Origin of the sequence: Pedobacter sp. HMWF019, from assembly GCF_003061025.1 — a bacterium.
Taxonomy (GTDB): domain Bacteria; phylum Bacteroidota; class Bacteroidia; order Sphingobacteriales; family Sphingobacteriaceae; genus Pedobacter.
The window spans coordinates 1-24,867 of the sequence record NZ_QAIL01000216.1 but is presented as its reverse complement, the minus strand read 5'-3'; the positions used below and the strand labels follow the sequence as shown (position 1 = coordinate 24,867).

25 protein-coding genes are annotated in these 24,867 nt (G+C 41.2%); 4 read left to right on the top strand and 21 right to left on the bottom strand.

The window, feature by feature from the left end; all coding sequences use genetic code 11:
• Together DBR11_RS12975 and DBR11_RS12970 are read left to right on the top strand one after the other, a co-directional pair.
• Nucleotides 1–1,155 (top strand): SPFH domain-containing protein (locus tag DBR11_RS12975; protein ID WP_233260741.1); only part of this gene is annotated, 1,155 nt, incomplete at its 5' end.
• Between the two features lie 49 nt (nt 1,156–1,204).
• Nucleotides 1,205–2,596, top strand: a complete 1,392-nt coding sequence (locus DBR11_RS12970; RefSeq protein ID WP_108553091.1) for a TIM44-like domain-containing protein — start codon at nt 1,205–1,207, stop codon at nt 2,594–2,596.
• 2 nt (nt 2,597–2,598) lie between these two features.
• Here the strand turns inward: DBR11_RS12970 and DBR11_RS12965 are convergent, their stop codons facing one another.
• The 14 genes from DBR11_RS12965 to hemA form a co-directional block, all read right to left on the bottom strand.
• Complete coding sequence (locus DBR11_RS12965; protein WP_108553090.1) at nt 2,599–3,591, bottom strand: ABC transporter ATP-binding protein; 993 nt, start codon at nt 3,589–3,591, stop codon at nt 2,599–2,601.
• Nucleotides 3,592–3,667: 76 nt separating this feature from the next.
• Entirely contained in the window at nt 3,668–4,486 is an 819-nt protein-coding gene (locus DBR11_RS12960; RefSeq protein WP_108553089.1) for an outer membrane beta-barrel protein, read from the bottom strand.
• Between the two features lie 9 nt (nt 4,487–4,495).
• Nucleotides 4,496–5,236, bottom strand: a complete 741-nt coding sequence (locus DBR11_RS12955; protein WP_108553088.1) for a hypothetical protein — start codon at nt 5,234–5,236, stop codon at nt 4,496–4,498.
• A complete protein-coding gene (locus tag DBR11_RS12950) occupies nt 5,217–5,786 on the bottom strand; it encodes an RNA polymerase sigma factor (RefSeq protein ID WP_108553087.1) in 570 nt (189 codons plus the stop codon). The genes DBR11_RS12955 and DBR11_RS12950 overlap by 20 nt, the downstream gene beginning before the upstream one ends.
• A gap of 62 nt (nt 5,787–5,848) precedes the next feature.
• Nucleotides 5,849–6,976: a hypothetical protein gene (locus DBR11_RS12945; RefSeq protein WP_108553086.1), complete on the bottom strand. Its 1,128-nt coding sequence runs from the start codon at nt 6,974–6,976 to the stop codon at nt 5,849–5,851.
• Nucleotides 6,977–6,979: 3 nt separating this feature from the next.
• The gene (locus DBR11_RS12940; protein ID WP_108553085.1) at nt 6,980–7,522 is read right to left on the bottom strand and encodes a CopD family protein; all 543 of its coding nucleotides are present in this window, start codon (nt 7,520–7,522) and stop codon (nt 6,980–6,982) included.
• A gap of 6 nt (nt 7,523–7,528) precedes the next feature.
• Complete coding sequence (gene hemE, locus DBR11_RS12935) at nt 7,529–8,551, bottom strand: uroporphyrinogen decarboxylase (RefSeq protein WP_108553084.1); 1,023 nt, start codon at nt 8,549–8,551, stop codon at nt 7,529–7,531.
• Nucleotides 8,552–8,567: 16 nt separating this feature from the next.
• Nucleotides 8,568–9,083 (bottom strand): hypothetical protein, encoded by a 516-nt coding sequence (locus DBR11_RS12930; protein ID WP_108553083.1) that lies wholly within the window; start codon nt 9,081–9,083, stop codon nt 8,568–8,570.
• Entirely contained in the window at nt 9,083–9,790 is a 708-nt protein-coding gene (locus DBR11_RS12925; RefSeq protein WP_108553082.1) for a response regulator transcription factor, read from the bottom strand. The genes DBR11_RS12930 and DBR11_RS12925 overlap by 1 nt, the downstream gene beginning before the upstream one ends.
• Nucleotides 9,791–9,795: 5 nt before the next feature.
• Nucleotides 9,796–10,662 (bottom strand): sensor histidine kinase KdpD, encoded by an 867-nt coding sequence (locus tag DBR11_RS12920; protein ID WP_108553081.1) that lies wholly within the window; start codon nt 10,660–10,662, stop codon nt 9,796–9,798.
• Nucleotides 10,663–10,694: 32 nt separating this feature from the next.
• A complete protein-coding gene (gene hemL / locus DBR11_RS12915) occupies nt 10,695–12,068 on the bottom strand; it encodes a glutamate-1-semialdehyde 2,1-aminomutase (protein ID WP_199233833.1) in 1,374 nt (457 codons plus the stop codon).
• 1 nt (nt 12,069) lies between these two features.
• A complete protein-coding gene (gene hemB, locus DBR11_RS12910) occupies nt 12,070–13,038 on the bottom strand; it encodes a porphobilinogen synthase (RefSeq protein WP_108553080.1) in 969 nt (322 codons plus the stop codon).
• 15 nt (nt 13,039–13,053) lie between these two features.
• On the bottom strand, nt 13,054–14,637 hold the full coding sequence (gene hemC / locus DBR11_RS12905; RefSeq protein WP_108553079.1) for a hydroxymethylbilane synthase: 1,584 nt from the start codon (nt 14,635–14,637) through the stop codon (nt 13,054–13,056).
• A gap of 39 nt (nt 14,638–14,676) precedes the next feature.
• Nucleotides 14,677–15,903, bottom strand: a complete 1,227-nt coding sequence (hemA, locus tag DBR11_RS12900) for a glutamyl-tRNA reductase (protein ID WP_108553078.1) — start codon at nt 15,901–15,903, stop codon at nt 14,677–14,679.
• Nucleotides 15,904–16,074: 171 nt separating this feature from the next.
• On the opposite strand from hemA, the gene DBR11_RS12895 reads away from it, so the two are divergent.
• Together DBR11_RS12895 and DBR11_RS12890 are read left to right on the top strand one after the other, a co-directional pair.
• A complete protein-coding gene (locus DBR11_RS12895; RefSeq protein ID WP_108553077.1) occupies nt 16,075–16,893 on the top strand; it encodes a S9 family peptidase in 819 nt (272 codons plus the stop codon).
• Nucleotides 16,894–16,944: 51 nt separating this feature from the next.
• A complete protein-coding gene (locus DBR11_RS12890) occupies nt 16,945–17,898 on the top strand; it encodes a hypothetical protein (RefSeq protein ID WP_108553076.1) in 954 nt (317 codons plus the stop codon).
• A gap of 1 nt (nt 17,899) precedes the next feature.
• On the opposite strand, the gene DBR11_RS12885 is transcribed toward DBR11_RS12890, so the two are convergent.
• From DBR11_RS12885 to DBR11_RS12855, 7 genes are all read right to left on the bottom strand, one after another.
• Nucleotides 17,900–19,156 carry an MFS transporter gene (locus DBR11_RS12885; RefSeq protein ID WP_233260740.1) on the bottom strand — a complete coding sequence of 419 codons (1,257 nt, stop codon included), beginning with the start codon at nt 19,154–19,156 and terminating at the stop codon, nt 17,900–17,902.
• 37 nt (nt 19,157–19,193) lie between these two features.
• The gene (gene ispG, locus DBR11_RS12880; RefSeq protein WP_108553075.1) at nt 19,194–21,173 is read right to left on the bottom strand and encodes a (E)-4-hydroxy-3-methylbut-2-enyl-diphosphate synthase; all 1,980 of its coding nucleotides are present in this window, start codon (nt 21,171–21,173) and stop codon (nt 19,194–19,196) included.
• 29 nt (nt 21,174–21,202) lie between these two features.
• A complete protein-coding gene (locus DBR11_RS12875; protein WP_108553074.1) occupies nt 21,203–21,802 on the bottom strand; it encodes an RDD family protein in 600 nt (199 codons plus the stop codon).
• Nucleotides 21,802–22,752 carry a LiaI-LiaF-like domain-containing protein gene (locus tag DBR11_RS12870; protein ID WP_108553073.1) on the bottom strand — a complete coding sequence of 317 codons (951 nt, stop codon included), beginning with the start codon at nt 22,750–22,752 and terminating at the stop codon, nt 21,802–21,804. The genes DBR11_RS12875 and DBR11_RS12870 overlap by 1 nt, the downstream gene beginning before the upstream one ends.
• Nucleotides 22,753–22,790: 38 nt before the next feature.
• A complete protein-coding gene (locus tag DBR11_RS12865) occupies nt 22,791–23,453 on the bottom strand; it encodes a PspC domain-containing protein (RefSeq protein ID WP_108553072.1) in 663 nt (220 codons plus the stop codon).
• A 14-nt stretch (nt 23,454–23,467) separates the two neighbouring features.
• Nucleotides 23,468–24,163 (bottom strand): SDR family oxidoreductase, encoded by a 696-nt coding sequence (locus DBR11_RS12860; protein ID WP_108553071.1) that lies wholly within the window; start codon nt 24,161–24,163, stop codon nt 23,468–23,470.
• Nucleotides 24,164–24,229: 66 nt separating this feature from the next.
• Nucleotides 24,230–24,832 (bottom strand): GNAT family N-acetyltransferase, encoded by a 603-nt coding sequence (locus DBR11_RS12855; protein ID WP_108553070.1) that lies wholly within the window; start codon nt 24,830–24,832, stop codon nt 24,230–24,232.
• Nucleotides 24,833–24,867 lie beyond the last annotated feature (35 nt).

Here is a 24,867-nt window from a genome sequence, read left to right as displayed (position 1 = left end):
CTATTATATTTACATAAAATATTTTTTATTCAACAAAGATCAACTATGGGATTTTTTGATAAGCTACGGAATGAATTTATAGACATTATACAATGGGAAGACAACAGCGGAGATACGCTCGTATGGAAATTTCCACGGTATAATAATGAGATAAAAATGAATGCTAAACTCACTGTAAGGGAGTCCCAGCAGGCTATTTTTCTAAACGAAGGAACAATTGCAGATGTATATCAGCCGGGCATGTACACACTTCAAACACAGAACATGCCAATCCTTGCTACGCTGAAAGGCTGGAAGTACGGTTTTGAAAGCCCCTTCAAGGCTGATGTATTTTTTATCAGCACCCGGCAGTTTACAGACCAACGTTGGGGTACCAAAAATGCGATTACACTGAATGATCCGCGTTTTGGAATGATCGAACTGCGTGCGTTTGGCACATTTGCATTTCGCATAGCAGAAGGGGGAAAATTCATTAAAGAAATTGCGGGTACATCGGGAGAATTTACAACAGAGGAAATAAATGGTCAGCTCCGGAGCCTCATCGTTACGAAATTTACCAATGCCATTGGAAATGGCAATATTCCAATAGATAAAGTAGCCGCAAGTCTTGAAGATCTTTCTCAGCTTTGTCAGGATAAACTAAATGAAGATTTTGAGGCCTATGGGCTTAAGATCACCAAGTTTTTGGTAGAAAATGTATCTATGCCTGATGACATCAAAAAAGAAATTTTTGACTACTCGCGCCTCGACCGCATTGACATGCAAAAACTTGCACAGTTTAAAACAGCGCAAAGCATTGAAATTGCCGCTGAAAATCCTGGTGGTATTGCAGGTGCCGGAGTAGGTTTGGGCGTAGGCTTAGGCATGGGCCAAACCATTTCCAATGCTTTAGGCAATGCCTCTGGTACGAACCCACAGCCGCCAGCCAACACAACACCGCCGCCAATACCAGGAGCAATACTATTCTTTGTTGCTTCCAATGGGCAGCAAACAGGGCCTTTTAATGCGGAACAGCTGGCACAAATGACACAGTCAGGTGCTTTGAAACGTGAATCGATGGTGTGGAAAACAGGGATGGCACAATGGGCTGAAGCTTCATTAGTAGCCGAATTATCTGATTTGTTCAACAATGTCCCACCGCCGCTACCCGGATAAAATATTATTTAAAAAATCTAACGTCTTCTATCTATAAAAGCACCTTTTAATGAAAATAACAACATCACCTGCTGGGAAAAGACTAATACCTACGGCAGTTTTAATCCTTTTGTACAGTTATTCTGCAATGGCACGCGTTGGCGGTGCCGGTGGACATAGCAGCGGCGGATCTCACAGCAGCAGTCATGGCTTTGGAGATGGTGGTGGGGGTGGTCTGGGCATCCCCTTAAGTCCGGGCATGATTGTGGTCATCATTATTGGTATTGTGCTGTATACCATGTTTAAAGACAAACTCAATTTGGGTGGTAATAATGGGCAGCCTCAACCTTTAATGCCGTCCGGCCCACAACATCAATTCCCTGAAGGACTGACTCCCGAAAAAATAAGGACTTCATTTATGGAATTGCAACAAGCCTGGCAGCAGCAGGATCTGGGTAAAGTGCGTAAATGGATGTCTGATGGTGTATATCAGCGATTTACTGCCCAGTTTGCCATGATGAAAAAACTAACCCAGTACAATCGCCTTAGCAATATCCGTATCCAAAATATTGCTGTAGCATCGATCAGTTCTGACGGGGCTTATCAAACTGCAGATGTTGCGATCTCTTTTTCTATGGATGATGAATTTATCAGCCAGCAATATCCTTCGCTGAATGAGTCCTATGAAGGGGACACGGATACAGAATACTGGACTTTTATCAAACGTACAGATTCAAAAATTTCAGGTACAGATATGTACAACACCAACAATTGCCCCAATTGCGGAGCAGCACTGGAGAATACCCTGGGTGAAGTTAGCCGTTGTTTGAGCTGTAAAACACTCACTAACAATGCCGCCTATGACTGGGTATTGAGTGAGATTACGCAAATGGAGGATTATGGCGGAAAGAATCCCTTGCTGAACGATGTCAATCTTCACGAACTGACCAAAAATGACCCGCTGTTCTCTATACAGCGCATGGAGGATATTGCGTCCAATGTTTTTATGCAGATTATGGAAGTATTTACCGGAGACAATAACAAAAAATTATTGCGATTTGCTGAGTCTTCACTGGCCGAAAAACTCATCCAGCAAAAGGCAGCAGCTGGTGGTTTTGTATTTGACCGCCTGTATCTTAACGACGTTACTTTATCGCAATACAACCAGGCTAATGAGAAACTGAACCTGATGTTTACGTTGAGTGCAACTTATCAGCGTGTACAACTGGGCTCCAGACTAACTGCATTGGATCAGGAGATGGATGTCCACCGTTTTAAGCTGGTATTGTCTAAGGATCTGGCCGCCTTAAGTAAGCCTCAAAAAGAAATTGCCTTCAGCTATGAATGTGCCAGTTGCGGTGCACCCTATAACGATACCACCAATGATACCTGTTCTTATTGCGATGCACTTGTTGTAGATACTGCAAAAAATTGGGTACTCACTGATTTCGGGGGCTATTAATATTAAAATCTAAGAAAATGATCAATGTTCACCTGAACATGGTCATTTTTTTTATGTTCTCCCCTATTTAGCTGTATCGCACGGATAGTCACTCCGTTTCTTTGCAGTAACAGTTCTTCATAAAAGCCCTTATAGTATACATCTTTCACTTCAAACCTTTTACTGTTCCAGGAGCTTTTTAACGCTGCCCATTCCGGATAGAATACAACTGCCTGACCTTTGGCCTGTAAGCCTATTTTTTCTGCTTCTGCTGCGTGTAAAACAACAGCATTGCCCAATAAGCGGGCCGTATAGATATGATCCGGATGGTTGTATACAAAAGAAGGTTCTCCCTGCTGGAGCAATTTTCCGTCTTTGATGAGCAACAGCTGATCGGCCAGGAAAAGTCCATCGGCTGGATCATGGGAAACCATAATCACCGTAACACCTGTTTCTTCCGCGATTCTTTTAATATCTGCACGCAGCTGATTTTTTAGTAAAGCATCTACCTGACTAAAAGGTTCATCCAATAAAAGCAGGGAGGTATCACTTATTAAAGCTTTTGCAATAGCTACACGTTGCTGCTCGCCCCCACTCAACTGAGTGATCTTTTTATCCTTTAAATGTTCAATGTTGAGGTGCCGCATCATCTGAAAGGTCTTGTCTTTCTTTCCCTGAACATCCGTATTAGACAACATAGAAGCAATATTGTCGTAAACTTTTGCATAGATGTTCAGTGAAAAATCCTGCGTCACCATCTTCATTTCTTTATGCCCGGGAATCAGTTGTTCATCCGGCCCAAGGACTCGTTTACCTTTAAAATGTACTTCACCCTCATCTGTTTTCAGGAGACCATAAATACACTTCAGTAAAGTTGATTTCCCACTACCACTTTCGCCCAGAATAGCTACGATTTTTCCGCTTTCAATATCAAAGCTGATATCGCTGACACCAGATGACTGTTCTGTTTGATATTGCTTAGTTAAGTTCTTTACGCTGATGATTTGTTGCTTCACCCTGTAAAGATAAGGATATAAAAAAATCCTGCAGTACAAACCGCAGGATTCTGTTTTATTTGTGTGTGTATGTCTCTTAATTTAACCCTATTGTAATACCGAAGGACATATTTTTCAAACCTTTCTGAGCAGGGCTGTCAAACATATCGTTGAAATAATACTTGGTAAAAAGCCCAATCCATCCATAACCTATACGGGCAGTTCCTCCGTAACGGAAAGCTTGAAAGTGGTAATCATCCCTGGTTTTAACTTTTCCATTTTCATCACTGATCTGCTTAATCTTTCCATTGAGCAGGAAACTCACTTCAGGGCCCACTACAAAGTAAAAGCGTTTTCCATCATTGTTTTCTTTTGTCCGGAATTCGAAGTTCAGTGGAATATGTACATAACTGTTGGAGAAACGGTTTTTGCTGTAATGGATATTGTCTTCCACATAGGTCAGATCAGTTCCACCCCGCTGGATGGTAATGTCTTTTCTCAAACGGATCAGCGTCCAGTCAAATCCACCGGCTAAATACACTTTAAAATTCGGATTAAAACGATAGCCAAACTGGATCACGTCGAAAGAAAATGTACTGGTCTTAGCCCCTCTGTAGCTTAGAAAATCATTCTTCGGAGATAGTGTAAAACTGCCGTTGTCAATCAGCCTGGAAAAGCCCCAATCTATCCTGGTTAACGTAATGCCCCCTATAAAACGGCCTTTGGGTGCACTTTTTTTACCTGTACTGTCTGTTTTATTGGAATTTGATTCTATGCTGATACCAATTCCATGAGTGATTTCAAATTTATTTTTATTTTTCTTTTTTGCAGTCGTATCCTGTTGGGCCATCACGTTACTGCTTAATACACTGGTAAATCCGCTTACCAAAAGTGCTGCAAAAACTATTCTCTTCATATTGCTGGTTTATTTGTGTTTCTTCGGGTTAAATTTTATAAATCCAATATTAATGGCCACCAGGGAGGATTCATCATCATCGTCTGTCTTAAAGCGTACGATCTTCTGTTCTCTTTTATCCACTTTGTCTACAACATAGTTGACCAGGTCGCCAAAATTCCGGATGCCTTTTCTCTCTGACTGCTCATTTTCATTGATCACCTTATCTGGTTCATTCATCTCTGTACCTGCCGCGGCAAGTGTCTTTTGTCCCTCTTGCTGCAGGGCATCTGCAGATTGTTGCACCACTGGTTTTACATGTTCCACTATAACCTTAAGATGATCATCAGAAGGAATAGGTTGCATAGCGATTAAATCTTTTTTTGCCAGGGCAGGGACTACGGCAGGTTTGGACACTTCATTTTTTGATGCTCCAGATACAACAGACCGAATTTCAACACCCTGAATCACTAATTGGTTTGGTCTATTGTTATTAATCACCGCAGGTACAGGTTTATCTTCCACACGTGCCATATTTTCCTGCTGTCCCTGAAGACGGATCTTCTCTGGTTTATTGATGAATAGCAAACCGGCTGTAAGGGCAACTGCAACCGCTGCAGCCGCCATCCAGTACACCGGAAAACGTTTTTTCACTGCAGGCTGCAGCTGTGGCTCTATCTTGTCCCATAAGCCCAGGGAAGGTTCCAGCTCTGCCTGGTCAAACCGGTCTTTAAACAACTGGTCAAATTCATTATCCTGTGTGTGATGCATAATTTATGCCCTCCATTTTTATAATTTCTTCCCTCAGGATTGCTCTTGCTCTTGACAGCTGTGATTTGCTGGCGCCTTCTGAGATCCCAAGTGTTTCTGCTATTTCTTTGTGCGAGTATCCTTCTATGGCATACATATTAAAAACCACCCGGTACCCATCGGCCAGTTTCTGAATGATATTCAATAGGTCCTGCATACCCAGGGTACCGAAGTCAAATCCGCTAGAGGGCTGTTCAAAAGCCTCTTCTATTTGTACATGGCCCAGGTATTTGAGGTTCTTTCTATAACTTTCAATCGCTGTATGTACCATAATCCGACGCATCCATCCTTCAAAAGATCCTTCTCCTCTGTACTCCCTTATTTTTTGAAAAATCTTTACATAACCGATCTGCAGCACGTCTTCTGCTTCCATTTTATCTTTTGCATAACGCATACAGACCACCAGCATTTTCGACGCAGTTTGCTTATATAGCTCTGCCTGCACCTTTCGCTCTCCGGCCTTGCACCCGTCAATCAAGTCATTTATCGTATAGGTTAGCGTCAACTTCATTTTGTGTTTAGTTCAAAGAAGATGAATTAAATGAGGCAAAGGTTGCACGCTGATAAAAATAATTATTTAATCTTAAGAAGTTTGAAACTCTTCTTGTAGGTTAGGAAGAAAGAATGATTAAATTGTAACTGATGGTCGGCATGATCAAGATCAAAATGGGGTTCAAAACGAACATCCAGGTAAAAGTTGGGAAGGAGCTCCTCTTGATAAGCATAGCGAACAGACAATACATTCCGGTGGTTTTGGGTAAAACCCTGATCGTAGAGGTTCTCAGAGACAGATTCATACAATGGCATGCCCTTAATCGTAATAAAATTATTTCCGCCCCAGTAAGTGGCCAACAGGCTTCCATACCTGGTATCCATTCCTGCAGTAAACCAAAGCCCGAAGCCACCCAGATAGTTCTGGTCTCTTTGTTTAGAAAGGTCTTTATAGCCAACAATATAGTTATCAGTATAGACCTCTTTGACCCTACCCTGGAATTTTTTATGCAATTTTATCCCTGTTGCTCCATTAAAAAGGGTTTGTACGGGAACTTGTTTAAGTTCATCAATCTGTCCGCCCCGGTGCTGGGCAAGAAATTGACCCGGAAGGCTGAGCTTCCATCCATTATTTTCGGCAACAGTTGCTTCCATGGAAAGGCCTCCAATGATTTCTTCTTTATAATCTGAACCTTTATAGATCATGTTTTGCCAGGCAATCCAGGCATCCAGCTTAATCGCTTTTTTTTCCAGCAGGAGTTGTGTACCGTATTCCAGCGGGTTGGTAAGCTGCCGTTCGAAATCATAAATAGGCTCTATATAATGGTGTTGAATTCCTCCCTCCAGGCTACCAAAGATCAGGCTCAGGTCATTCTTCTGGTATTTCATGCTGAACAAAGGTTTTACCAGCGAAATACCTCCGTTGCCAAAATCCTGTCTATAGAAAACTCCTGCAGTAAGTGCCAGATTTGGATGGGCATAATAGACCAGCTGGGGTTGAAATTGCGCCCCATATATGGTATAACCATCATGAAAGTTATTGGTGTATTCGTAATTCCTTACAAAGTTGAGGTTATAGAAATCGAAATGAAGTTCTCCGGTTAAACTGCTGTCGGGCCGGATGCGGTTTTCTAAAGCGGCATTATTGAACTGACTCCAGGAGGTTTTCCCTAAGAAAAGCAGGAAAACCAGCACTAAATATTTCCTCATACGTTATTCGCCTTTTCTTTTCCTGTATCCTTTGTACCATTTAACGGCCATCATGATCACCATAGAAAAGGCAATCAGCCCAATCAATCCATAGGCCCAGTCTACTGCACTTTTGAGAACTACAGTAAATACAATGGCAACCAGGAAGATGGTAGCCACTTCATTCCAGAGACGGAGTTTGAACGAACTTAATTTAAAAATACCTGCTTTCATTTGTTTCATAATGCGCTCGCAAATGAAATGGTAAATCAATAACCCGGCCACGAATGCCAGTTTTACATGAAGCCAGGGTGCAGAAAGCAATCCTGGCCTCAGAAAGATCATAGTAGCACCAGCCAGCACAGTTAAAATCATTGCTGGCGTAGTGATAATGTACCATAGTTTATGCTCTATCTTCTCATATTCTTTTTGCAGAATGATCCGCTCTGTTTCCGGGCGGTCATTGGCTTCCGTATGATAAATGAACAAGCGGACTCCATAAAACAGACCTGCCATCCAGCTTACCACAAAAATGATATGAACAGCGAGTATGTAATAATAGGCCATAACTAATTAGTATTTAAAATCTTTAATCACTTCAATAGCATATTTCACATGATCAAAGGGAATATCGGGCATAATACCATGTCCAAGATTAAAGATAAATCCATTCTCTCCGCGCATACGCTCGAACAATTGAAGAATATGTTTTTTAATCACCGGCTTATCTGCATATAGAATATGCGGATCAAGATTTCCCTGAACAGCAATGCCTGCAGGCAGACTTTTTTTGATGTTCAACAGGTCTGCATTCCAGTCAACAGAGATGACATCTGGATTGGCCTCAGCCATAATCGGGGCAAACACGGAACTTCCTTTACAAAAGGAAATCACCGGAATGTCTTTCCTGTTCAGGTTGGCAATGATTTCCTGAATATAACGGTGAGAAAACTCCTGATAATCATTCCAGGACAGAGCCTGCGCCCAGCTGTCAAAGATCTGGATCGCGTTTACTCCTGCTGCGATTTGAAGGTTCAGATAATCGGCCGTCACTTTTGCAATTTTAGACAGTAGTTTATGGGCCACCTCAGGCTGGTTATGCAACATGAGTTTGGTGGTTTTGAAGTCTTTTGACGAACCGCCTTCAACTAAATAACTCATTACTGTAAATGGTGCACCTGCAAAGCCAATCAATGGAATGCTTCCGTTTAAACGCTGCTGGATCACCTTAATCGCGTCAGCTACATATTGCAAACGATCAAGTACATCTACTTCCAGTGCATCTACATCGGCCAGTGTCCGTACAGGGTTGGCAAATTTAGGTCCTACACCCTGGGTAAAACTCAGGTCTCCGCCCATGGCCTCGCCTGTAACCAGGATATCGGAGAAAAGAATGGCGGCATCAATCCCCAGTAAATCGACTGGTAACATCGTTACATCAGCAGCAATTTCAGGGGTTTTGCACATCTCCAGGAAAGAATATTTGTTTTTGATTTCCCAGTATTGTGGCATAAAACGGCCTGCCTGGCGCATCATCCATACCGGCGGACGTTCTGTTTGCTTCGAAAATGCTGCATCTAAAAATAACGTGTTCATCTAAATTTTAATGGTTTTATAAGCTGTTCGCTTCTTTTTCTAATTTATTAATTATGTCTCTGGCCTTTGGTGTTGTGGCCAGTTCTTTTGCTTTCTCTATATAGGCCAGTATCCTTACCTTATCCTTCTTTCTTAAAGCAAGATTAGCTAAGTGAATCATGACAAAGGCCTTATCTGTTTTGCCGCCTAAGGGAAATCTGCTGGCCAGCTGGAAATGATATTCTGCCTCCTCATATTCCTCACTTTGCAAGGCGATATTGGCCAGCATAAATTCATAATATCCTCTCCTGTTCTTAGCCAGACGCTCCGGATCCGGAACTTCTGCCAAAGCTTCCACGGTTGCTTCATAGTCCTTCCTCTTAAAATGCTTGGAAGCCAGTAAGACAGAACTCTGTTTAAAGTGGCTCCAAATGAGGATAACAAGCAAAAGACCGCCAAAAGCGGCCAGTTGATATTGTTGGTATATCAGGCATGCAATGGCAGCGATGGCAAAAATTACCATCAGGCCATACCTGGTCTTTGCGTTAAACATTAACTGTGTATATCCGTAAATTTATAGCCTACGCCTCTAATGGAATGAAAGTACACCGGATTTTTCTGATCTGGTTCAAAATACTTACGGAAAGTTAAAATGAAGTTATCAATGGTACGCGTGGAGGGATACACATCATAATTCCAAACTGTTTCCAGGATCTGCTCTCTTGAAACCGCTTCATTCTTACGCTCGATAAGCAATTTAAGCAGCATGGTTTCTTTCTTAGTCAATGGGACAACAACACCATCATCTTGTTTCAGTTCAAAAGAGTTGAAATAGATGGTTTTATCGCCAATTTTATAAGAATTCAATTCTTTAAGATCATCGGCTTTCATACTGCGTTTAACCAGGATTCCTACACGAAGGATCAGCTCCTCGAGGTTAAATGGTTTCACCAGGTAATCATCTGCACCTTTTTTCAGGCCCATTACTCTGTCTTCGCTGGTATTTTTAGCCGTTAAGAAAAGAATTGGAACTTCGGTGTTTTCCAAACGAATGGTTTCACAAACCTGGAAGCCATCCATTTCAGGTAACATCACATCCAGGATGATCAGGTTAAAACGTTCTTCCTTAAATATTTTAAGGGCCGTTTTGCCATCTTTAACGGCATGTACTTTATAACCTTCTAATTCAAGATTTAATTTTATGGCATCTAATAAGTGGTCTTCATCTTCGACCAGTAATATTCTTAATTTCTGTGGCATAATAATCAACTAAATGTTACTTCAAAAATGGTACCCTGCGGTACGTTATCTTTAACGCTGATATCGGCGTCGTGGTTTTGTAATACTTCTTTAACAATAAACAGGCCTAAACCTGTCCCTTTTGCTTTCCGCACACTTTCATCACCCACACGATAGAATTTATCGAAAATAAGCATCTTTTCGTCATCCGGTATGCCTGGTCCTTTATCCGAAACTGCCAAAAAGGCATGTCCGTTTTGCTGGGCAAGTTCTACGCTCACTTCTGCACATGGACCTGAATATTTAACGGCGTTCTCTACAAGATTGGTCACCACAGAAGAAAGGGCAAATGCATCTCCGCTGATTTTGATCCCAGGTTGTATTTTAGATTTGATGACCTGCTCACAGCCACAGGTATGGATCTGCAAGCGATCTGTAATTTTAGTAACCAATTCAGAAAAATCAAACTCTTCTTTTGGAAAAGAATAAGAACGGTTCTCAATTTTAGTAGCCAGCAGCATATTTTCTACCAGATCATCCAGACGCTCAATATCTTTGAGGGAATTGGATAGTAAAGAGGTTTGGCGTGCTTTATCCAAGTCTCTCTTAATGATGGTTTGGATCGATAACTTAATGGCAGCCAGAGGAGATTTTAATTCATGGGTAACCGACAACAGGAAATTGGTTTGTTGTTCATGCAAGCGGTCTTCTTTTTTGATTGACTGGTGCAAAAAATAAGCACCTATACACAACAAAAACAAAAATACGGATCCCTCTCCCATGATCATCGCCATTCTGGATGGCTGTAGTTTAACTACTAGTGTTCCCCAGGAAATGAGTTGCACCAGGCTATACAGCAACAGGAAATAAAATATGACGATCGACTTCTTCATCTGTTCTGATTACTAATCTAATGTACCAAATATTACTTGTTTCTGAAAACGATATCAAGAGCTTCAAATATTGCCCTCTTTGCCTTTTCCAGTTCAATTTTTGTATGTGCAGCAGAAACGAAACCTACTTCATAACCTGAAGGACCAAAATAGATCCCACGGTTCAACAATTCCCGGTGCATCAGCTTGAATTTCTCCATGCTTGCCGGATCAATATCTTCTGCAGTCTGGATTTTATCTTTATCTGTAAAAGCCATCCAGAAAATAGAACCCACATGGAATACTTTCAGTTTATAGTTTCTTGCTGTGGCAAACCTTTGAATGCTTTCTGCAAATTCACCCGCTTTGCTGTTGAGTTCTTTGTAAAAGCCAGATCTCAACAATTCCGTCAGTTGTGCAATTCCTGCTGCCATCGCTACCGGATTGCCGGATAAGGTACCAGCCTGGTATACACCTCCATCTGGAGAAATATGGCTCATAATTTCTGCTGAGGCCCCATACATTCCTACTGGTAAACCTCCGCCAATGATTTTGCCATAGGTAACAATATCAGGCTTTACTCCGTAGTAAGAGGCTGCACCTTCAAAACCTAATCTGAAGCCGGTAATGACCTCATCAAAAATGAGCAGGGATTTATTGTCTATACAGATCTGCTGTAAAAATTCAACATAGTCAGGATCCTGGATCAGTAAACCGTTATTTGCTGGAATCCCCTCTATGATTACTGCTGCAATCTGGTCTTTGAATTGTTCAAAGGCTTTCTTTAGGGCTTCTTTATCGTTCAGGCCAATAACAATGGTTTCTTCTGCGAAAGATTTTGGGACTCCTGCAGAAGAGGTTTCTCCAAAGGTAACCAGGCCTGAACCGGCTTTAACCAGTAAAGAATCGGAGTGTCCGTGATAGCAGCCTTCAAATTTAAGAATCTTATCACGGCCAGTATAGCCTCTGGCCAGTCTGATGGCTGACATGACTGCTTCTGTACCGGAACTGGTGAAACGAATCTTTTCTACGTGTTTATTATTTTTGACGATCAGTTCTGCCAGTTCGTTCTCCAGCGCAGTTGGTGCGCCAAAGCTCATTCCGTTCTGCATCACTTCCGTTACTTTTTCTCTTACTTTTGGATGGTTATGTCCAAGGATCAAAGGCCCCCAGCTTCCACAGAAATCAATAAACTGGTTTCCGTCGGCATCCCATACAAAACAACCATCGCCTTTTTGTATAAATAAGGGTGTCCCGTAAACAGACTTAAAAGCCCTTACCGGTGAGTTCACTCCGCCAGGAAAAAATGTTTTGGCTTTTTCGTACAATTCTGCAGACTTTTCCCTTGAAATATCTGGTTTGCTCCCGGTATTCACAGGCATATCGCCCTCATTTCCGGAGAACATTTTTTTTAAAGACTCTAACATATTACAACCAATTCTTTTCTACAATATCTCTAATATGGTATGTGGTAATTATGCTTGCTCCCGCTCTTGCAAAGGCATGCATGGTTTCCATTACTACTTTTTGTTCATCAATCCATCCACGCTCTGCAGCTGCTTTTACCATTGAATATTCTCCGGATACATTATAACAGGCTATAGGAAGATCTGTATGTTGTTTTAGATTATGCATGACATCCAGATAAGCCAGTGCTGGCTTCACCATCAGGACATCTGCACCTTCACTCTCATCCAGTAAGGCTTCTCTCAGGGCTTCATTTCCATTTCTGAAATCCATTTGATACGCTTTTCGATCCCCCTTACTTGGAGTACAGTCTGCAGCCTCTCTGAAGGGGCCGTAATAGGCTGAAGCAAATTTTGTTGCATGCGACATGATTGCAGTATTGACAAAACCAGCGCCATCAAGAACACTTCTCATCGCACCGATCCTACCGTCCATCATATCTGAGGGGGCCAGCATATCGGCTCCTGCTTCTGCATGGGCAAGACCCATTTTTGCAATCACTTCTACGGTTGCATCATTTTGAACATAATCATCTTTTAAAATACCACAGTGTCCATGCGTGGTATAAGAGCAAACACAAACATCGGTAACCACATATAAGTCGTCGCCAAAGTTCTTCTTCAATTCTCTTACTGCAACTGGTACTAAAGAATGGTCATGGTAAGCTGAGTGCGCATCTTCGCTTTTCTCATCTCCCACTCCAAACAGCATAATTTTATTTACACCCAGTTTTAATCCTTTTTCAACATCTTTAATTAAAGTATCTGTGGAGTAATGATTTATTCCTGGCATGGCATCTAAAGCATGTACCACGCCATTTCCCGGTACAATAAAATACGGGTAAATGAACATGTCTTTAGACAGCCTTGTTTCAGCAATCATTTCTCTGACAATTGGATTTTTTCTTAACCTTCTGGGGCGGTGTAACATATCAACCTCTCTTTTTTATGATTTAATGTCTATTCCAAAGACAGCTTCCGCCAGGCCTATTTCGTCAGGAGAGTAAGGTAAAAGGTATTTTACACCCATTTCATCAAATTTCTTTCCTGTAGAATTGCCAATGGCAATGACCTGCTGTCCGGGGTCTAGTAAATTATCTGCAAAATATGCATCAACATTAGAAGGACTGGTAAAGATGAGTACATCGGCATGAGTCTGGTCTATATCATCCACAATTGCAGTCTCATAGATGGGAAGATCTACGACTTTAGTACTCTCTTTTAGTGCTTTTTGTATGCTCAGCAGGGAGTCCTGTGCTCTGGGGAACATCACCGTCTCATTTTCTACCAGAGCAGCAAAATTTTCTGCAACCTCATCTATATCGCCACCTTCACCTACATAATTGGCCAGATGACCGGCTCTTCTCAAAGCATCTTCAGATCCTCTGCCAACAACACCAAACTTTGTCTTTTTAGACAAGGTGGGTTTCAGGTTAAAGAAATATTCTACGCAATTCCTGCTGCTGAAGAAGATCCAGTCTATATTTTTCAGATAGAATTGATCCAGTACATGTACAATTGGAAAAGTACGGATCAGTGATCTCCCTTCAATTTCAATATGGTGTTTTTCTAATGCTCTTCTAAAATAACTGTGCTCTCCAATTTCTCTTGAGATAAAGACTTTGGATGGCAATTTGCGTTCGCTGGTGTATTTTTCAACGATCTTTTCTGCCAGGCCGTCTAAATTATCTACCCGGTAAAAAAGACGATCAGGAAAATCTTCATCGCTCTCTGCTTTGGACGTCCAAACTTCGAATTGTCCGTTTTCTTTTTTGCAGTAACAGCCCAGTGGCATATGACAGCCACCTTCAAATAAATTGAGGACCTTACGTTCTACTGCGATTTCTTCGGCAGTAGCAGCGTGGTTGATCTGTTGAAGCAACTGGAACAATTCAGTATCATTTTCCCGGATTTGTATGCCTAAAGCACCTTGTGCAGGTGAAGGCACCAGTTCAGTAGTGTCCAGTACTTCTACATGGAATTCGCTCAGGTCTATTCCAAGACGATTAACACCCGCCTTTGCAAGCAGGATCGCGTCATAGTCCTCGTCTCTTAATTTCCCGATACGGGTAGGTACATTTCCACGAAGATCTTCGATATTCAGATCCGGACGAAGCGCAAGCAATTGGGCTTTTCTTCTGTTGGAGGAGGTACCCACCATAGCACCTGTTTTTAACGAAAGTTTTTGTGTGATGTCCACACAATCTTTCAAAATCAACAAAAGCTCTGAAGGATCTTCCCTTTCCGGAACTGCAGCTATAATTAAACCCGCTGGATGGTTGGTTGGTAAATCTTTGTGAGAGTGTACGGCAATATCTATAGTACCGCCGAGCAATTCCTCTTCCAGTTCTTTGGTAAAGAACCCTTTTCCTTCGAGTTTATCAAGTCTGAGGTTCAGGATCTTGTCACCTTGTGTTTTGATGATTTTCAATTCGGCCTCTGCGCCAATTTCTGCAAGCTTATCCTTTATAAAGTTGGCTTGCCATAAAGCCAGGTCGCTGCCCCGTGTGCCTATAATGAGTTTTTTCACTTAAACTATACAATTTTTTGCTGACTAATATAGCTAGAATTAGCTGTTATTCACCAATATTTCTTTTGCAAGAACCATAGGAACACTGATACATTTCTTTTCCATATAGTTCATTACCCTTTCCAGTACCAATCTTGAATTTTCATCCAGACCGCTGATTTCATCTGCAAAAACTGCATTTAATGCAGTATGTTTGATTTCTTTGATCTTCTGAGGAACGCCGCTCATCGCAATTTCAATCTTGCGCTGACGAAGGACCAGTTCAAACTCTTTGATGTTTTGTTCTATGATGTGTTCTGCATTGATCAGTTCCTTATAACGCTCCTGAATATTCTTGCGGGCAGTTTCTTTTAAAGATTCTACTTCGATATAATGAACAGGAAATTTATTTAGGATCTCCGGAGCTGTATCATTCGGAATCGCCAAATCAACAATCACCTTTTTACTGGTATCCCCATTGAGGAGTTTGGCGTAAATTTCTTCAGTGATCACAGGCTCTGTTGCCCCCGTACAGGTAATAATGACATCAAAGCCTTCTTCAAAGTTTTGGAGTTCTGAAAGCGGGTATGCTTTGCCCTTTAATTCACGGGCCAGATATTCTGCATTTTCTACAGTTCTGTTGAATACGGAGAAATTAGAATATTTATGTTTTTTAAGATATTGGGCAATATTCTTGTTGGTTTCTCCTGCACCAATGATGAGTAAACGGGAATTGGCACACATTTTCAGGTCGCGGAGTTTACGATAAGCCAGCGAAACCACGGAAACCGGGTTTTTAGAGATATTGGTATGCGTGTATACTTCTTTAGCTGTTTTCACTACATGATCCATTACAGTTCGCATGTAATCACCAGTGAAGCCACCCAGACGACAGGCTTCATAAGCCTTACGAACCTGTGCCAGGATCTCTTTTTCGCCAACCACCAGACTCTCCAGGGAGCAGGATGTACGAAGTAAATGGTTAAAAGCTTCAACCTGCTCGTAAACGGATACATTTTCTATAAAACGTTCCATATACTGTTCAGGAAGGCCCATATCCAGTTCTGTAAGAAAACGGAGAGTGAAGTCTTTATCAACCAGGTTTTTGGAGGTAAATACAAACTCAACACGGTTACAAGTACCAATATAAAATATCTCCTTGATATTCAGCTTCTCCTGAATGTTTTTTAGCCTGCTGTCGAGTGTTTGCTCACAAATCACTAATTTCCCTAAAGATTTCAGGTCAATCTGTTTATGTGTAAAAGCAATGATCTTTAAATATTCCAATGTGAGGTTGAGTATTTTTTTCGCTCAACAAAAGTAACAACACCATGCGCAGTGTCTGTCATTATGCTGTAATTAAGACTAATTTAGAAAGATTATAAATTAATAAAATAGAATAAACATTCCAAACTTTAATTTTGTTATATCTGGTAAGCACCATATCAATAGATACTTATGATACAGAAACTGCAATTTATATTAAGCGGATCACACGGAAAACCCATTCTTGGCGACAGCACTTTTGACGATAAAAACACGAATCATGAGGTAATCCTGTTCATTCATGGGTTTAAAGGATTTAAAGATTGGGGCGCACATAACCTTGTAGCTGAGTACTTTGCAAGCCATGGCTATAATTACATCAAGTTTAATCTTTCTCACGGAGGAACAACCCCACAGACCCCGGGTGAGGTCACTGATTTTGAAGCTTTTGCCTCCAATACCATCAGTAAAGAACTCGCTGATGTAAATATCGTGATTAACCATCTCTCTTCTACACATTCTTTTTCAAAGATCAATCTGATTGGCCACAGCCGGGGTGGTGCTTTGGCCATATTAAAGGCAGCGGAAGATCCCAGGATTCATAAACTCATTACCTGGAGTGCCATAGGTGATTTTAGTAGCCTCTGGAAGCCTGAGCAGGAGGCAGAATGGAAAAAAACCGGCCAGATCCATGTCATCAATGCCCGTACTAAAGAAAAAATGCCTCTAAATGTTTCTCTACTGGAGGATTTTAAGGCCCACAAAGCAGCTTATAATGTGGTTGATGCTGCGAAAAGAGTGAAAATCCCCTGGTTAATCCTGCATGGAGACGAAGATATTAACGTTCCTTTCAGTGTCGCACAGCATCTTGCCCAGGCTCAGCCCAATGCAAAATTGCAAAAGATAGAGGGCGCCAATCACGTTTATGGTGCTTCACATCCATATAAGGAGAAATTGAAACCGCAGCACCTGAAAGAGCTTTGTAAAAAGACCCTGGATTTCTTAAAATAGATCTGTCCTTGCCCTAAATCTCCTACATTTGCAACTTATTTTTGAGTCGAAATGCGATATTTTTTCTATTTCCTGATATTTAACTTAGGCATTGCAGGACATGGCTTTGCGCAGCAAAATGAAGATTACCTGGCCAAAAAGAATCTAAACGACAGCATTCTTCAGAACCGTAGCCTTATTGTAAGCGCTCCTTTTAATGCACAAAAAGCACTTTTACAGCTTTTTCCGGGCAAATATTATAATCTCTCCAAAAAATCGGGTTATCATAACGAGCTAATCAACTGGGAATGCAAAGGTTGCAAGACCAAAACCTATGAAGACGTTAATGAAGATGCAGTGCCTTCTTTCCCTTTCGCCATCGGTGTGGCTACCCGCCTGCTCAATGTCATGGATTATAAAGATTCTTTAGGCACCGCTTATAAGGTCATCAGTTTTAATCACTCAGAATTTGATGAGGATGGGGTAATGACATCCCGTTTCACGGGCGGCCTCTTAGGGCTGGCCAAATTTGTTCAAACCGGATATGGATGGAAGTTAAAAGCATTTCAGCCAGCGATTGCTGCTTATGGTGCTTTTTCAAAATGCCCGGAGCCCAAGTTGTTGCTGATCGGTCAAGATCAGTATGCTTTTATGATCAAGCACAGTAATGGAGGAGGAGGTGGCCCATTCAATGGTTCGTATTTTTTAATCGCAGGAAACAATGGTGCCTACCGGCAGGTGATGGCCGCTTATGGGATAGAGAAAACAGCGGTGAGTGAAGAAGAAAATTTGTGTTCATGGACAAGTGAATACAGTGTTCCGCCCAGTGAAAAAAAATATTTCAAAGACATCATCATCCATATTAAAGGACAGTACACTTCTTCAGACAAAGAAAGTTTACCAGAAGAAGTGACCAGCCGACTTAAAGGCACAAAGAAAGGTAACTTTACTATGGAACAACGCTTTGTTTACAAAGCTGGAAAGGGTTACGAATTGCAGCGCCCTATCAAAACTACGGTCAACTAACTCAGGCTTGTTCTTCCAATTTCGAAGAGGATATCACGGCTAATTTTCTTTCTCTTTCCTTTTTCAGAAAACGGTATAAAACTACACCAATGATCAGGGTGATAATCCCCTGTATAAGTACGGTATCAGGTGTTCCGATCCATTGTGAAATGGTCCCAACCAGCAAACCTCCCAAAGGCTGCATTCCAAAAAAAGCCATCGCATAAAAACTGATTACCCTGCCTCTCATGGCTGGATCTACCGTTGTCTGAATGAGTGTATTACTAATCGTAATTTGCGACATCATACCGAATCCAACTACTGCCGAGAAGAGAAGCGCCAATGGATAATTTGTAGCATGGGAGAATAAAACAAGTCCAACTCCAAAGATCACAGTATTTCTGGCCAGAATTTTCCTCAGATTTCTACCCGGTTTAAGAGAAGCCAGATAGATCGCACCGCAAAATGCACCAAGGCCAATGACACTATCAATAATACCAAAAGTAGAGGCTGTTCCTTTAAAAATGTCTTTTGCATAGACCGGGATTAAAGTAGAATAAGGCAAAACCAAAAGACTGATCAGGGCCAGCATCAGGAGTACTAAAGCAATAGAAGGCGTTTGCTTGATATACAAAAAACCTTCTTTCAAATCACCAAAAACGTTCTTATTGTGTGGTTTTGGAGTGTATTTGGGCAATTTCATCATTAACAATGATCCAATTACCGCAATAAAACTTACTGCATTCAAACCAAAACAAATATCATCACCAAATTTTTCCAGTGCCAGTCCTGCTATTCCCGGACCAATCAACCTGGAAAGGTTCACCATAGAAGAATTCAATGCCAGGGCATTTGGTAAATCGGCTTTATCATCTACCATTTCATAAACCAACGATTGCCTGGCCGGTACATCAAAAGCATTGATCAGTCCAAGTAAAGCACTTAAAGCAATAATTTCCCATACCGAATAATGCCTGAAAAAGATCAGCAGTGTAAGCAACACCGCCTGAATCATCGAGGCAACCTGCGTAATCAGTAAAACTTTGTAACGGTTATAGCGGTCTGAAACCACTCCACCCAAAAAGGAGAAAATAAAGGAAGGGAACAGGCTTGCAAAAAGCGTAAGTCCAAGCATAAACTTGGAATGGGTTTCTGAATAAATTACCCAGCTGACAGCTGTTTTCTGCATCCAGGTACCAATCAGTGAAATAGACTGTCCACTAAAATATAAGCGATAATTCCTGCTCTTAAAAGCGCTAAATGTACTAATATCCATCATACTGCTTCCAATTCTTCAAACCCAAGAGATTATTCATCTAATCTCCCAATTCTTTTTCTATCCAGTTGCCATCTTCTTTAATCAGTTCAATCAGGTCGTCTAATGCATAATTTGCATGTACGTTCTTTTTGACAACTTCTTTACCACGGTACAAGGTAATTTTATCCGGGCCGGTTCCAACATAACCGTAGTCAGCGTCTGCCATCTCGCCCGGACCATTGACAATACAGCCCATAATTCCAATTTTGATCCCCTTCAAATGGTCTGTTCTGGAACGAATCAATTGAGTGGTTTCCTGTAAATCGAACAGCGTTCTTCCACAACTTGGACAGGATATGTATTCCGTTTTGGAGATACGGGTACGTGTGGCTTGCAAAATTCCAAAACTGGTTGCATTGATCAGGGAAAGATCTACAGTTCTGGCTTCTATCCAGACCCCATCACCCAATCCATCGGTCAACAACGCACCAAGATCAGTAGCCGCATACAACATCAAATCATCTGCAGTAATGTCTTTATAGACGCGTTTAATAATTACAGGCAATGTAATTTCAGCGTTCAACAAAGCGGTAAAGAATAAGCGTTGTTCAGCCATACCGTTAACTGCAGACGTTTCCAGCACCAGAATACTAGATGCCGGATCCAGAGTTTTTAACTGTAATATGCTGAAGTCTGAGGCATCTACACGAACCAGGTTTAAAGCGGAGTCCTTAAATTCATTAGCTTTATAATCTTTTATGGAGAACAGTGGATGACAATTGGTTTTATCTTTTAACCCAAGCCAGGTTTGATAATTATATACTTGCTTTAAATTACCTGGAAAAGAAAAAGAAGGTAAAGCATCACCCAGATAAACCAGGTCGCAGGCTTGATCAGCCATATTGTATTTATCCAGTCCTGCACTATACTTATAACCTGCAACCTGCAGGAAAAATGGATCTTTTAAATTTTGTTCAGAGACATCAAGCATCACAACCGGATGAAAATGTCCGCCTATATGCTGAACCGAAAGCGTATGCCTCCTGTTGTATTCGAAAGGGTTATAAGGAGGAGTCTTCACTTCAATCCTCTGGGTTTCCTTTTCCCTTCCTGAAAGCAACAAAGCACGTTTTTCGTACCTTAAAGCCAACGCTTTAGCCACTGGCGCTTCAAATTCAGGATCCTCTGTTAAGGATACCCGAATGGTATCGCCCAAACCGTCTTCCAGCAATGTTCCGATCCCAACAGCAGATTTGATCCTTCCATCCTCACCATCACCAGCTTCTGTTACTCCAAGGTGCAGCGGGTAGTTCATCCCTTCCTTCACCATGGTTTCCACCAATAAACGATAAGCCTGCACCATAACCTGGGTATTACTGGCCTTCATAGAAATCACCAGATTGTAGTAGTTGAGGTCCTCGCACATGCGGATAAATTCCATAGCTGACTCCACCATTCCCCTCGGTGTATCTCCATAATGACTCATGATCCGGTCTGACAGCGAGCCATGGTTGGTACCAATCCGCATGGCCGTCCCATATTCCTTACAGATCTTAACTAATGGGGTAAATTTCTTATAAATACGCTCCAGTTCGGCCTGATAGGCTTGTTGTGTATACTCTATGTTTTCAAAGCGCTTTTTATCCGCATAATTACCAGGGTTCACCCTCACTTTTTCTACAATACGAGCTGCTGCTTCGGCGGCATTTGGTGTAAAGTGAATATCAGCAACCAGAGGTACTGTATAGCCACGCATCCGGAGTTCTTTTTTGATATTGGCCAGATTTTCGGCCTCTTTCATACTTGGCGCCGTTATACGGACATATTCGCAACCTGAATGTACCATCCTAATGGTTTGCTCTACGGTACCAAGAGTATCCATTGTATCGGTTGTTGTCATGGATTGGATTCTTATGGGATTCAGCCCCCCCATTGGGATATCCCCTATCTGAACTTCCCGGGTCAAAAACCTGGAATACTGAGTTAAACTGTTGCAATAACCGCCCTTTAATTCCTTTTGAATAGATACTTCTTCCATGACTTGTATTTCTGGTGCAAAGATAAAGATTATATCAATCGATCTTTAATAACTAAGGTATTTGCCGCGATATCGTGCCAGCATTGTTGCTTTCTGTTGAGAAAACTGTACAGATAACCGAAGAACAGCGGGATAACGGACAATATTTTAGAGAGGTTCCTGATAAAGGAAGTACTTATTGACACCCTGTTACCTAGCTGATCAGTCACCCTGATATTCAGTAAACGCTTCCCGAAGGTTGCCTGTCTTGACGAGGCCTCAGCAATACTCCCATAAAAAAATTTTGCCAGCGGAATTACTGGTAAAAAAGACAAAAACAGCGTTATTCTTTCTGTCTGACCTGTAACGAATATAAAACAGATCAGGATCAGAGAGATATAGACTAGAATGATAAAGAAGAAGTCTATAACTGAGGCCAGTAGACGCTGGTCAAATGAGGCGAAATACTGCGGAGCAGTTTGTTGAAAAGTAAAACCAAGAAGCTCACGCAGTTCAGGGAACTCGTGAGCTTCTTTATAATCATCCATTCCTGGCTTTTTTACAAAAGTACCCGGAACTATATTTAATGAGGTAAGCTGGTCTAGTTCATATGGACCCCTGGGTTTCCCATTGATGACAACAGTATACATTAATATCTCTTGACCTCGAAACTACTCAAACCTCCATCCAGGGCAATAAATATTTTCTTTGCTGCACTGGCATAATTTGGGGTTTCATATGTGCTTCCATTTATTTTAATGAAGCCTGGGAAATCTTTAGAGGACAATCCGGTTTTTGCTGTAATCCGGCAGCCAGAACTTGTTGGCACATTAATGTTCACATCCGCGACCCCGGTTTTAACCACCACATCTGTAACAGGCAACAAATCACCTACTTTCACCTTAAGAGCAGCCGCTCCACCATCAAATCTAAAACTCCTTATTTTATAATCAGCAAGATCAAAATCAACTTCACCCGCGCCCATGCTTACATTCATTTCCCATTCTGGTTGCTTGTTCAATTTAAAATCGACATCATTGCCACCATCATTGATAGACCATTTGCCTTTTTTGTCCTGCGATTTAAAAGTAATTACCTGTGTGCTGTCGTTTGTTTCCTTTTTTAAAGAGAAATTACCTCTCCTGTCTTTAACAGATGCTTGTATCAAGCTATCTGTATTACCATTCAGGTTAAAAGTAGTTCCACCTCCTGATATATTCAGGATTACTTTCTTACTGTTCTCCGCTGTATAGGGTTCGCTGAAATTCTGACCCCGTTCGTCGGAGGTACTGTCCTGATCATCCTCATCCAGATTCAGATCTGTCTTCAGGTTATCTCCCAGCCACTTGTTTTTTGGAGGTTGCTGACCTTTATAAAACAGGAATCCGAGCATAACCACCAGTACGCCGATGGAAATGGCACCACCAAGTTGCGATTTCTGTCTATTGAACAGGATATTAACCCCTGCAATGATCAGGAACACCGGCCAGAATCCCCATACATTCCTCCAGTAAAAATTAATTACGTTAAAATTTTCGAGTAGGAGCACTCCGCCAATAAAAAGCAGTATTATACCCCACATTATTCTATCTAGCTTCATCTTCTTCTGTTTATGTATTTAATATAAGAGACGAATGCCTAAACGGTTGGATCCGGCTCATCTTTTTGCTCAAAATGCACATTTGGCTTAGGTTGTTCTGCAGGAGGAGGCGTCTGTGCCTGACGGCTCTTCCAATCTTCCCATGCATTTTTCCTTTTTGATTTAGCAATGAAGCTAATCCCAATGGCTACAAATACCAGGGGCCAAAGTTTGCCCAATCTGAACCAATAAGGTATAATATCGAACTCATTCATCAAAAAGTAAATCCCTATAACAAGAAGAAACAACCCGCCGACGGTACGTCCTGTATCACTGCTTTTATTGGCTATTTTATACTCAGGCTGTTGACTGGCTTTAAATTTTCCTTCCTCAAAAGTTGATGAGCTCCAGTTTGGCGCATTAGCTGTTGTACTTGCTGAAGGCTGTTCCTGCTCAGTTACGTTTGTTTTAGTAAATGGCGAGCTTTGCTGATCAGCAAAAAAATCGTTAAATCTTGAAAAACGAGCTGCAGGATTGTTATTTGCTGGTACAACAATCCACATCACAAGGTACACGAGCACCCCAGTTCCGACTAAAAAAATGGTCGACAACACAAACAGTAACCTGATGATTGTAACATCGACTTCCATATATTCTGCTATTCCGGACGAAACTCCCGCAATAATCTTGTCGTGCTCGTTTCTAAATAATCTCTTGTCCATAACAATATCCTCCTTTACAATTTTATTTCTTTAGGCGTTAGAATTACTTCATCAACATTCACACCAGTACTTAAATTTAAAATGGTGTGCAAAGTATCTGCGATATCTTTAGGCTGTACAAATGCTTCTTTTGGTAGACTTGTTCCTTCCCAGGAAGCAGTTAATGTAGAGCCTGGTAAAAAGGCGGTTACTTTAACGTTGTATTGAGCTAACTCCTGCCGTAATACATTATTAAGACTAAGCAATGCCGATTTAGTTACACAATAACTCCCTGCATTTTCAACTACTTGTTTACTGGCGATAGAACAAATGTTAAAAATATGCCCTGATTGTCTTCTGACCATTATTTTACCGAAGAATTTAGAAAAATAATAGGCTGCATTCAGGTTTAAGAGCAACTGCTTTTCAAAAACATCATCTTCTTCATCTATTAAAGGCGCAGGTAAGAATGTGCCAACGTTGTTGACCAGGACATCGATATCTCCCAGTTCAGTGCCCGTAAATTCACAGAATCTTTTGATATCCTCCTTTTTGCTGCAATCTGTCGCCATTCCAACAGCTCTAACCCCTAGCAATTCAAGCTCTTTTACAAAGGAATTGAGTTCATGTTCGTTTCTTGAGCAAACAGATATGTTATAACCCTCTTCTGCCAGTTTGAGTGCAATAGCACGTCCAATTCCCTTTGTAGCTCCGGTTATAATTGCATTCATTGTTTAAACATCTTTTTATTAAAATGCAATATTACACAAAAGAGGAATAGCTTACTCCATGAAAAGTCAGGCAATTTGCTGTTTGAAGGAAACCGCTTTCCATAAAAAATTGAGTTGATAACCAATATCTATTTTTTTATAAACCTGAAATCCAAACTTTTTATAAAAGTCCACATTCCGGTCAACAGAAGTCCGAAGATAGATTGCTCTCCCCATTTCCTGACTATATTCTAGCAAATCCTTTAACAATGCTGTACCTGCACCCGAAAATTGGTTTTCCGGCTTTACCCCCAATAACCAAAGGTACATGGGAGGTTGATCCTGAATGTGTGGTAAAATGGAATCCAGCAATTTTTGACGCGTCAAAACCTTATTTACATTAGAGACTCCAATTCCTCCCAATACCAGTTTCAACTCCCAAAAGCGGGTCTTTATCGTATTCTTTTTCTGATCAGGAAACAACACCAAAGCACAGGCTTTTTTATCTTCAGAAAGAAAGATGTTACCATATGCATTGCAAACATTATAGGCGTAATTCATTAATGCATAGATATTTTCCCAATTGTTCCCACGGGACTTGACCACATCCTTAACACTTAAATTTTCTTCAAAGGCATAAGTTAAAAGATCAAGAATAAGATCTTTGTCTTTGGGACCTGCTTTAATCATGATATGTAATATAGAGTCATTAATCAGTTATTTGA

What these genes read in the sequence shown, in the direction of transcription:
- DBR11_RS12970 (WP_108553091.1), top strand. Translation starts at nt 1,205, where the DNA reads ATGAAAATAACAACATCACCTGCTGGGAAAAGACTAATACCTACGGCA.
- DBR11_RS12960 (WP_108553089.1), bottom strand. Translation starts at nt 4,486, where the DNA reads ATGAAGAGAATAGTTTTTGCAGCACTTTTGGTAAGCGGATTTACCAGT.
- DBR11_RS12955 (WP_108553088.1), bottom strand. Translation starts at nt 5,236, where the DNA reads ATGCATCACACACAGGATAATGAATTTGACCAGTTGTTTAAAGACCGG.
- DBR11_RS12950 (WP_108553087.1), bottom strand. Translation starts at nt 5,786, where the DNA reads ATGAAGTTGACGCTAACCTATACGATAAATGACTTGATTGACGGGTGC.
- DBR11_RS12945 (WP_108553086.1), bottom strand. Translation starts at nt 6,976, where the DNA reads ATGAGGAAATATTTAGTGCTGGTTTTCCTGCTTTTCTTAGGGAAAACC.
- DBR11_RS12940 (WP_108553085.1), bottom strand. Translation starts at nt 7,522, where the DNA reads ATGGCCTATTATTACATACTCGCTGTTCATATCATTTTTGTGGTAAGC.
- hemE (WP_108553084.1), bottom strand. Translation starts at nt 8,551, where the DNA reads ATGAACACGTTATTTTTAGATGCAGCATTTTCGAAGCAAACAGAACGT.
- DBR11_RS12930 (WP_108553083.1), bottom strand. Translation starts at nt 9,083, where the DNA reads ATGTTTAACGCAAAGACCAGGTATGGCCTGATGGTAATTTTTGCCATC.
- DBR11_RS12925 (WP_108553082.1), bottom strand. Translation starts at nt 9,790, where the DNA reads ATGCCACAGAAATTAAGAATATTACTGGTCGAAGATGAAGACCACTTA.
- DBR11_RS12920 (WP_108553081.1), bottom strand. Translation starts at nt 10,662, where the DNA reads ATGAAGAAGTCGATCGTCATATTTTATTTCCTGTTGCTGTATAGCCTG.
- hemL (WP_199233833.1), bottom strand. Translation starts at nt 12,068, where the DNA reads ATGTTAGAGTCTTTAAAAAAAATGTTCTCCGGAAATGAGGGCGATATG.
- hemB (WP_108553080.1), bottom strand. Translation starts at nt 13,038, where the DNA reads ATGTTACACCGCCCCAGAAGGTTAAGAAAAAATCCAATTGTCAGAGAA.
- DBR11_RS12895 (WP_108553077.1), top strand. Translation starts at nt 16,075, where the DNA reads ATGATACAGAAACTGCAATTTATATTAAGCGGATCACACGGAAAACCC.
- DBR11_RS12890 (WP_108553076.1), top strand. Translation starts at nt 16,945, where the DNA reads ATGCGATATTTTTTCTATTTCCTGATATTTAACTTAGGCATTGCAGGA.
- DBR11_RS12885 (WP_233260740.1), bottom strand. Translation starts at nt 19,156, where the DNA reads ATGATGGATATTAGTACATTTAGCGCTTTTAAGAGCAGGAATTATCGC.
- ispG (WP_108553075.1), bottom strand. Translation starts at nt 21,173, where the DNA reads ATGGAAGAAGTATCTATTCAAAAGGAATTAAAGGGCGGTTATTGCAAC.
- DBR11_RS12875 (WP_108553074.1), bottom strand. Translation starts at nt 21,802, where the DNA reads ATGTATACTGTTGTCATCAATGGGAAACCCAGGGGTCCATATGAACTA.
- DBR11_RS12870 (WP_108553073.1), bottom strand. Translation starts at nt 22,752, where the DNA reads ATGAAGCTAGATAGAATAATGTGGGGTATAATACTGCTTTTTATTGGC.
- DBR11_RS12865 (WP_108553072.1), bottom strand. Translation starts at nt 23,453, where the DNA reads ATGGACAAGAGATTATTTAGAAACGAGCACGACAAGATTATTGCGGGA.
- DBR11_RS12860 (WP_108553071.1), bottom strand. Translation starts at nt 24,163, where the DNA reads ATGAATGCAATTATAACCGGAGCTACAAAGGGAATTGGACGTGCTATT.
- DBR11_RS12855 (WP_108553070.1), bottom strand. Translation starts at nt 24,832, where the DNA reads ATGATTAAAGCAGGTCCCAAAGACAAAGATCTTATTCTTGATCTTTTA.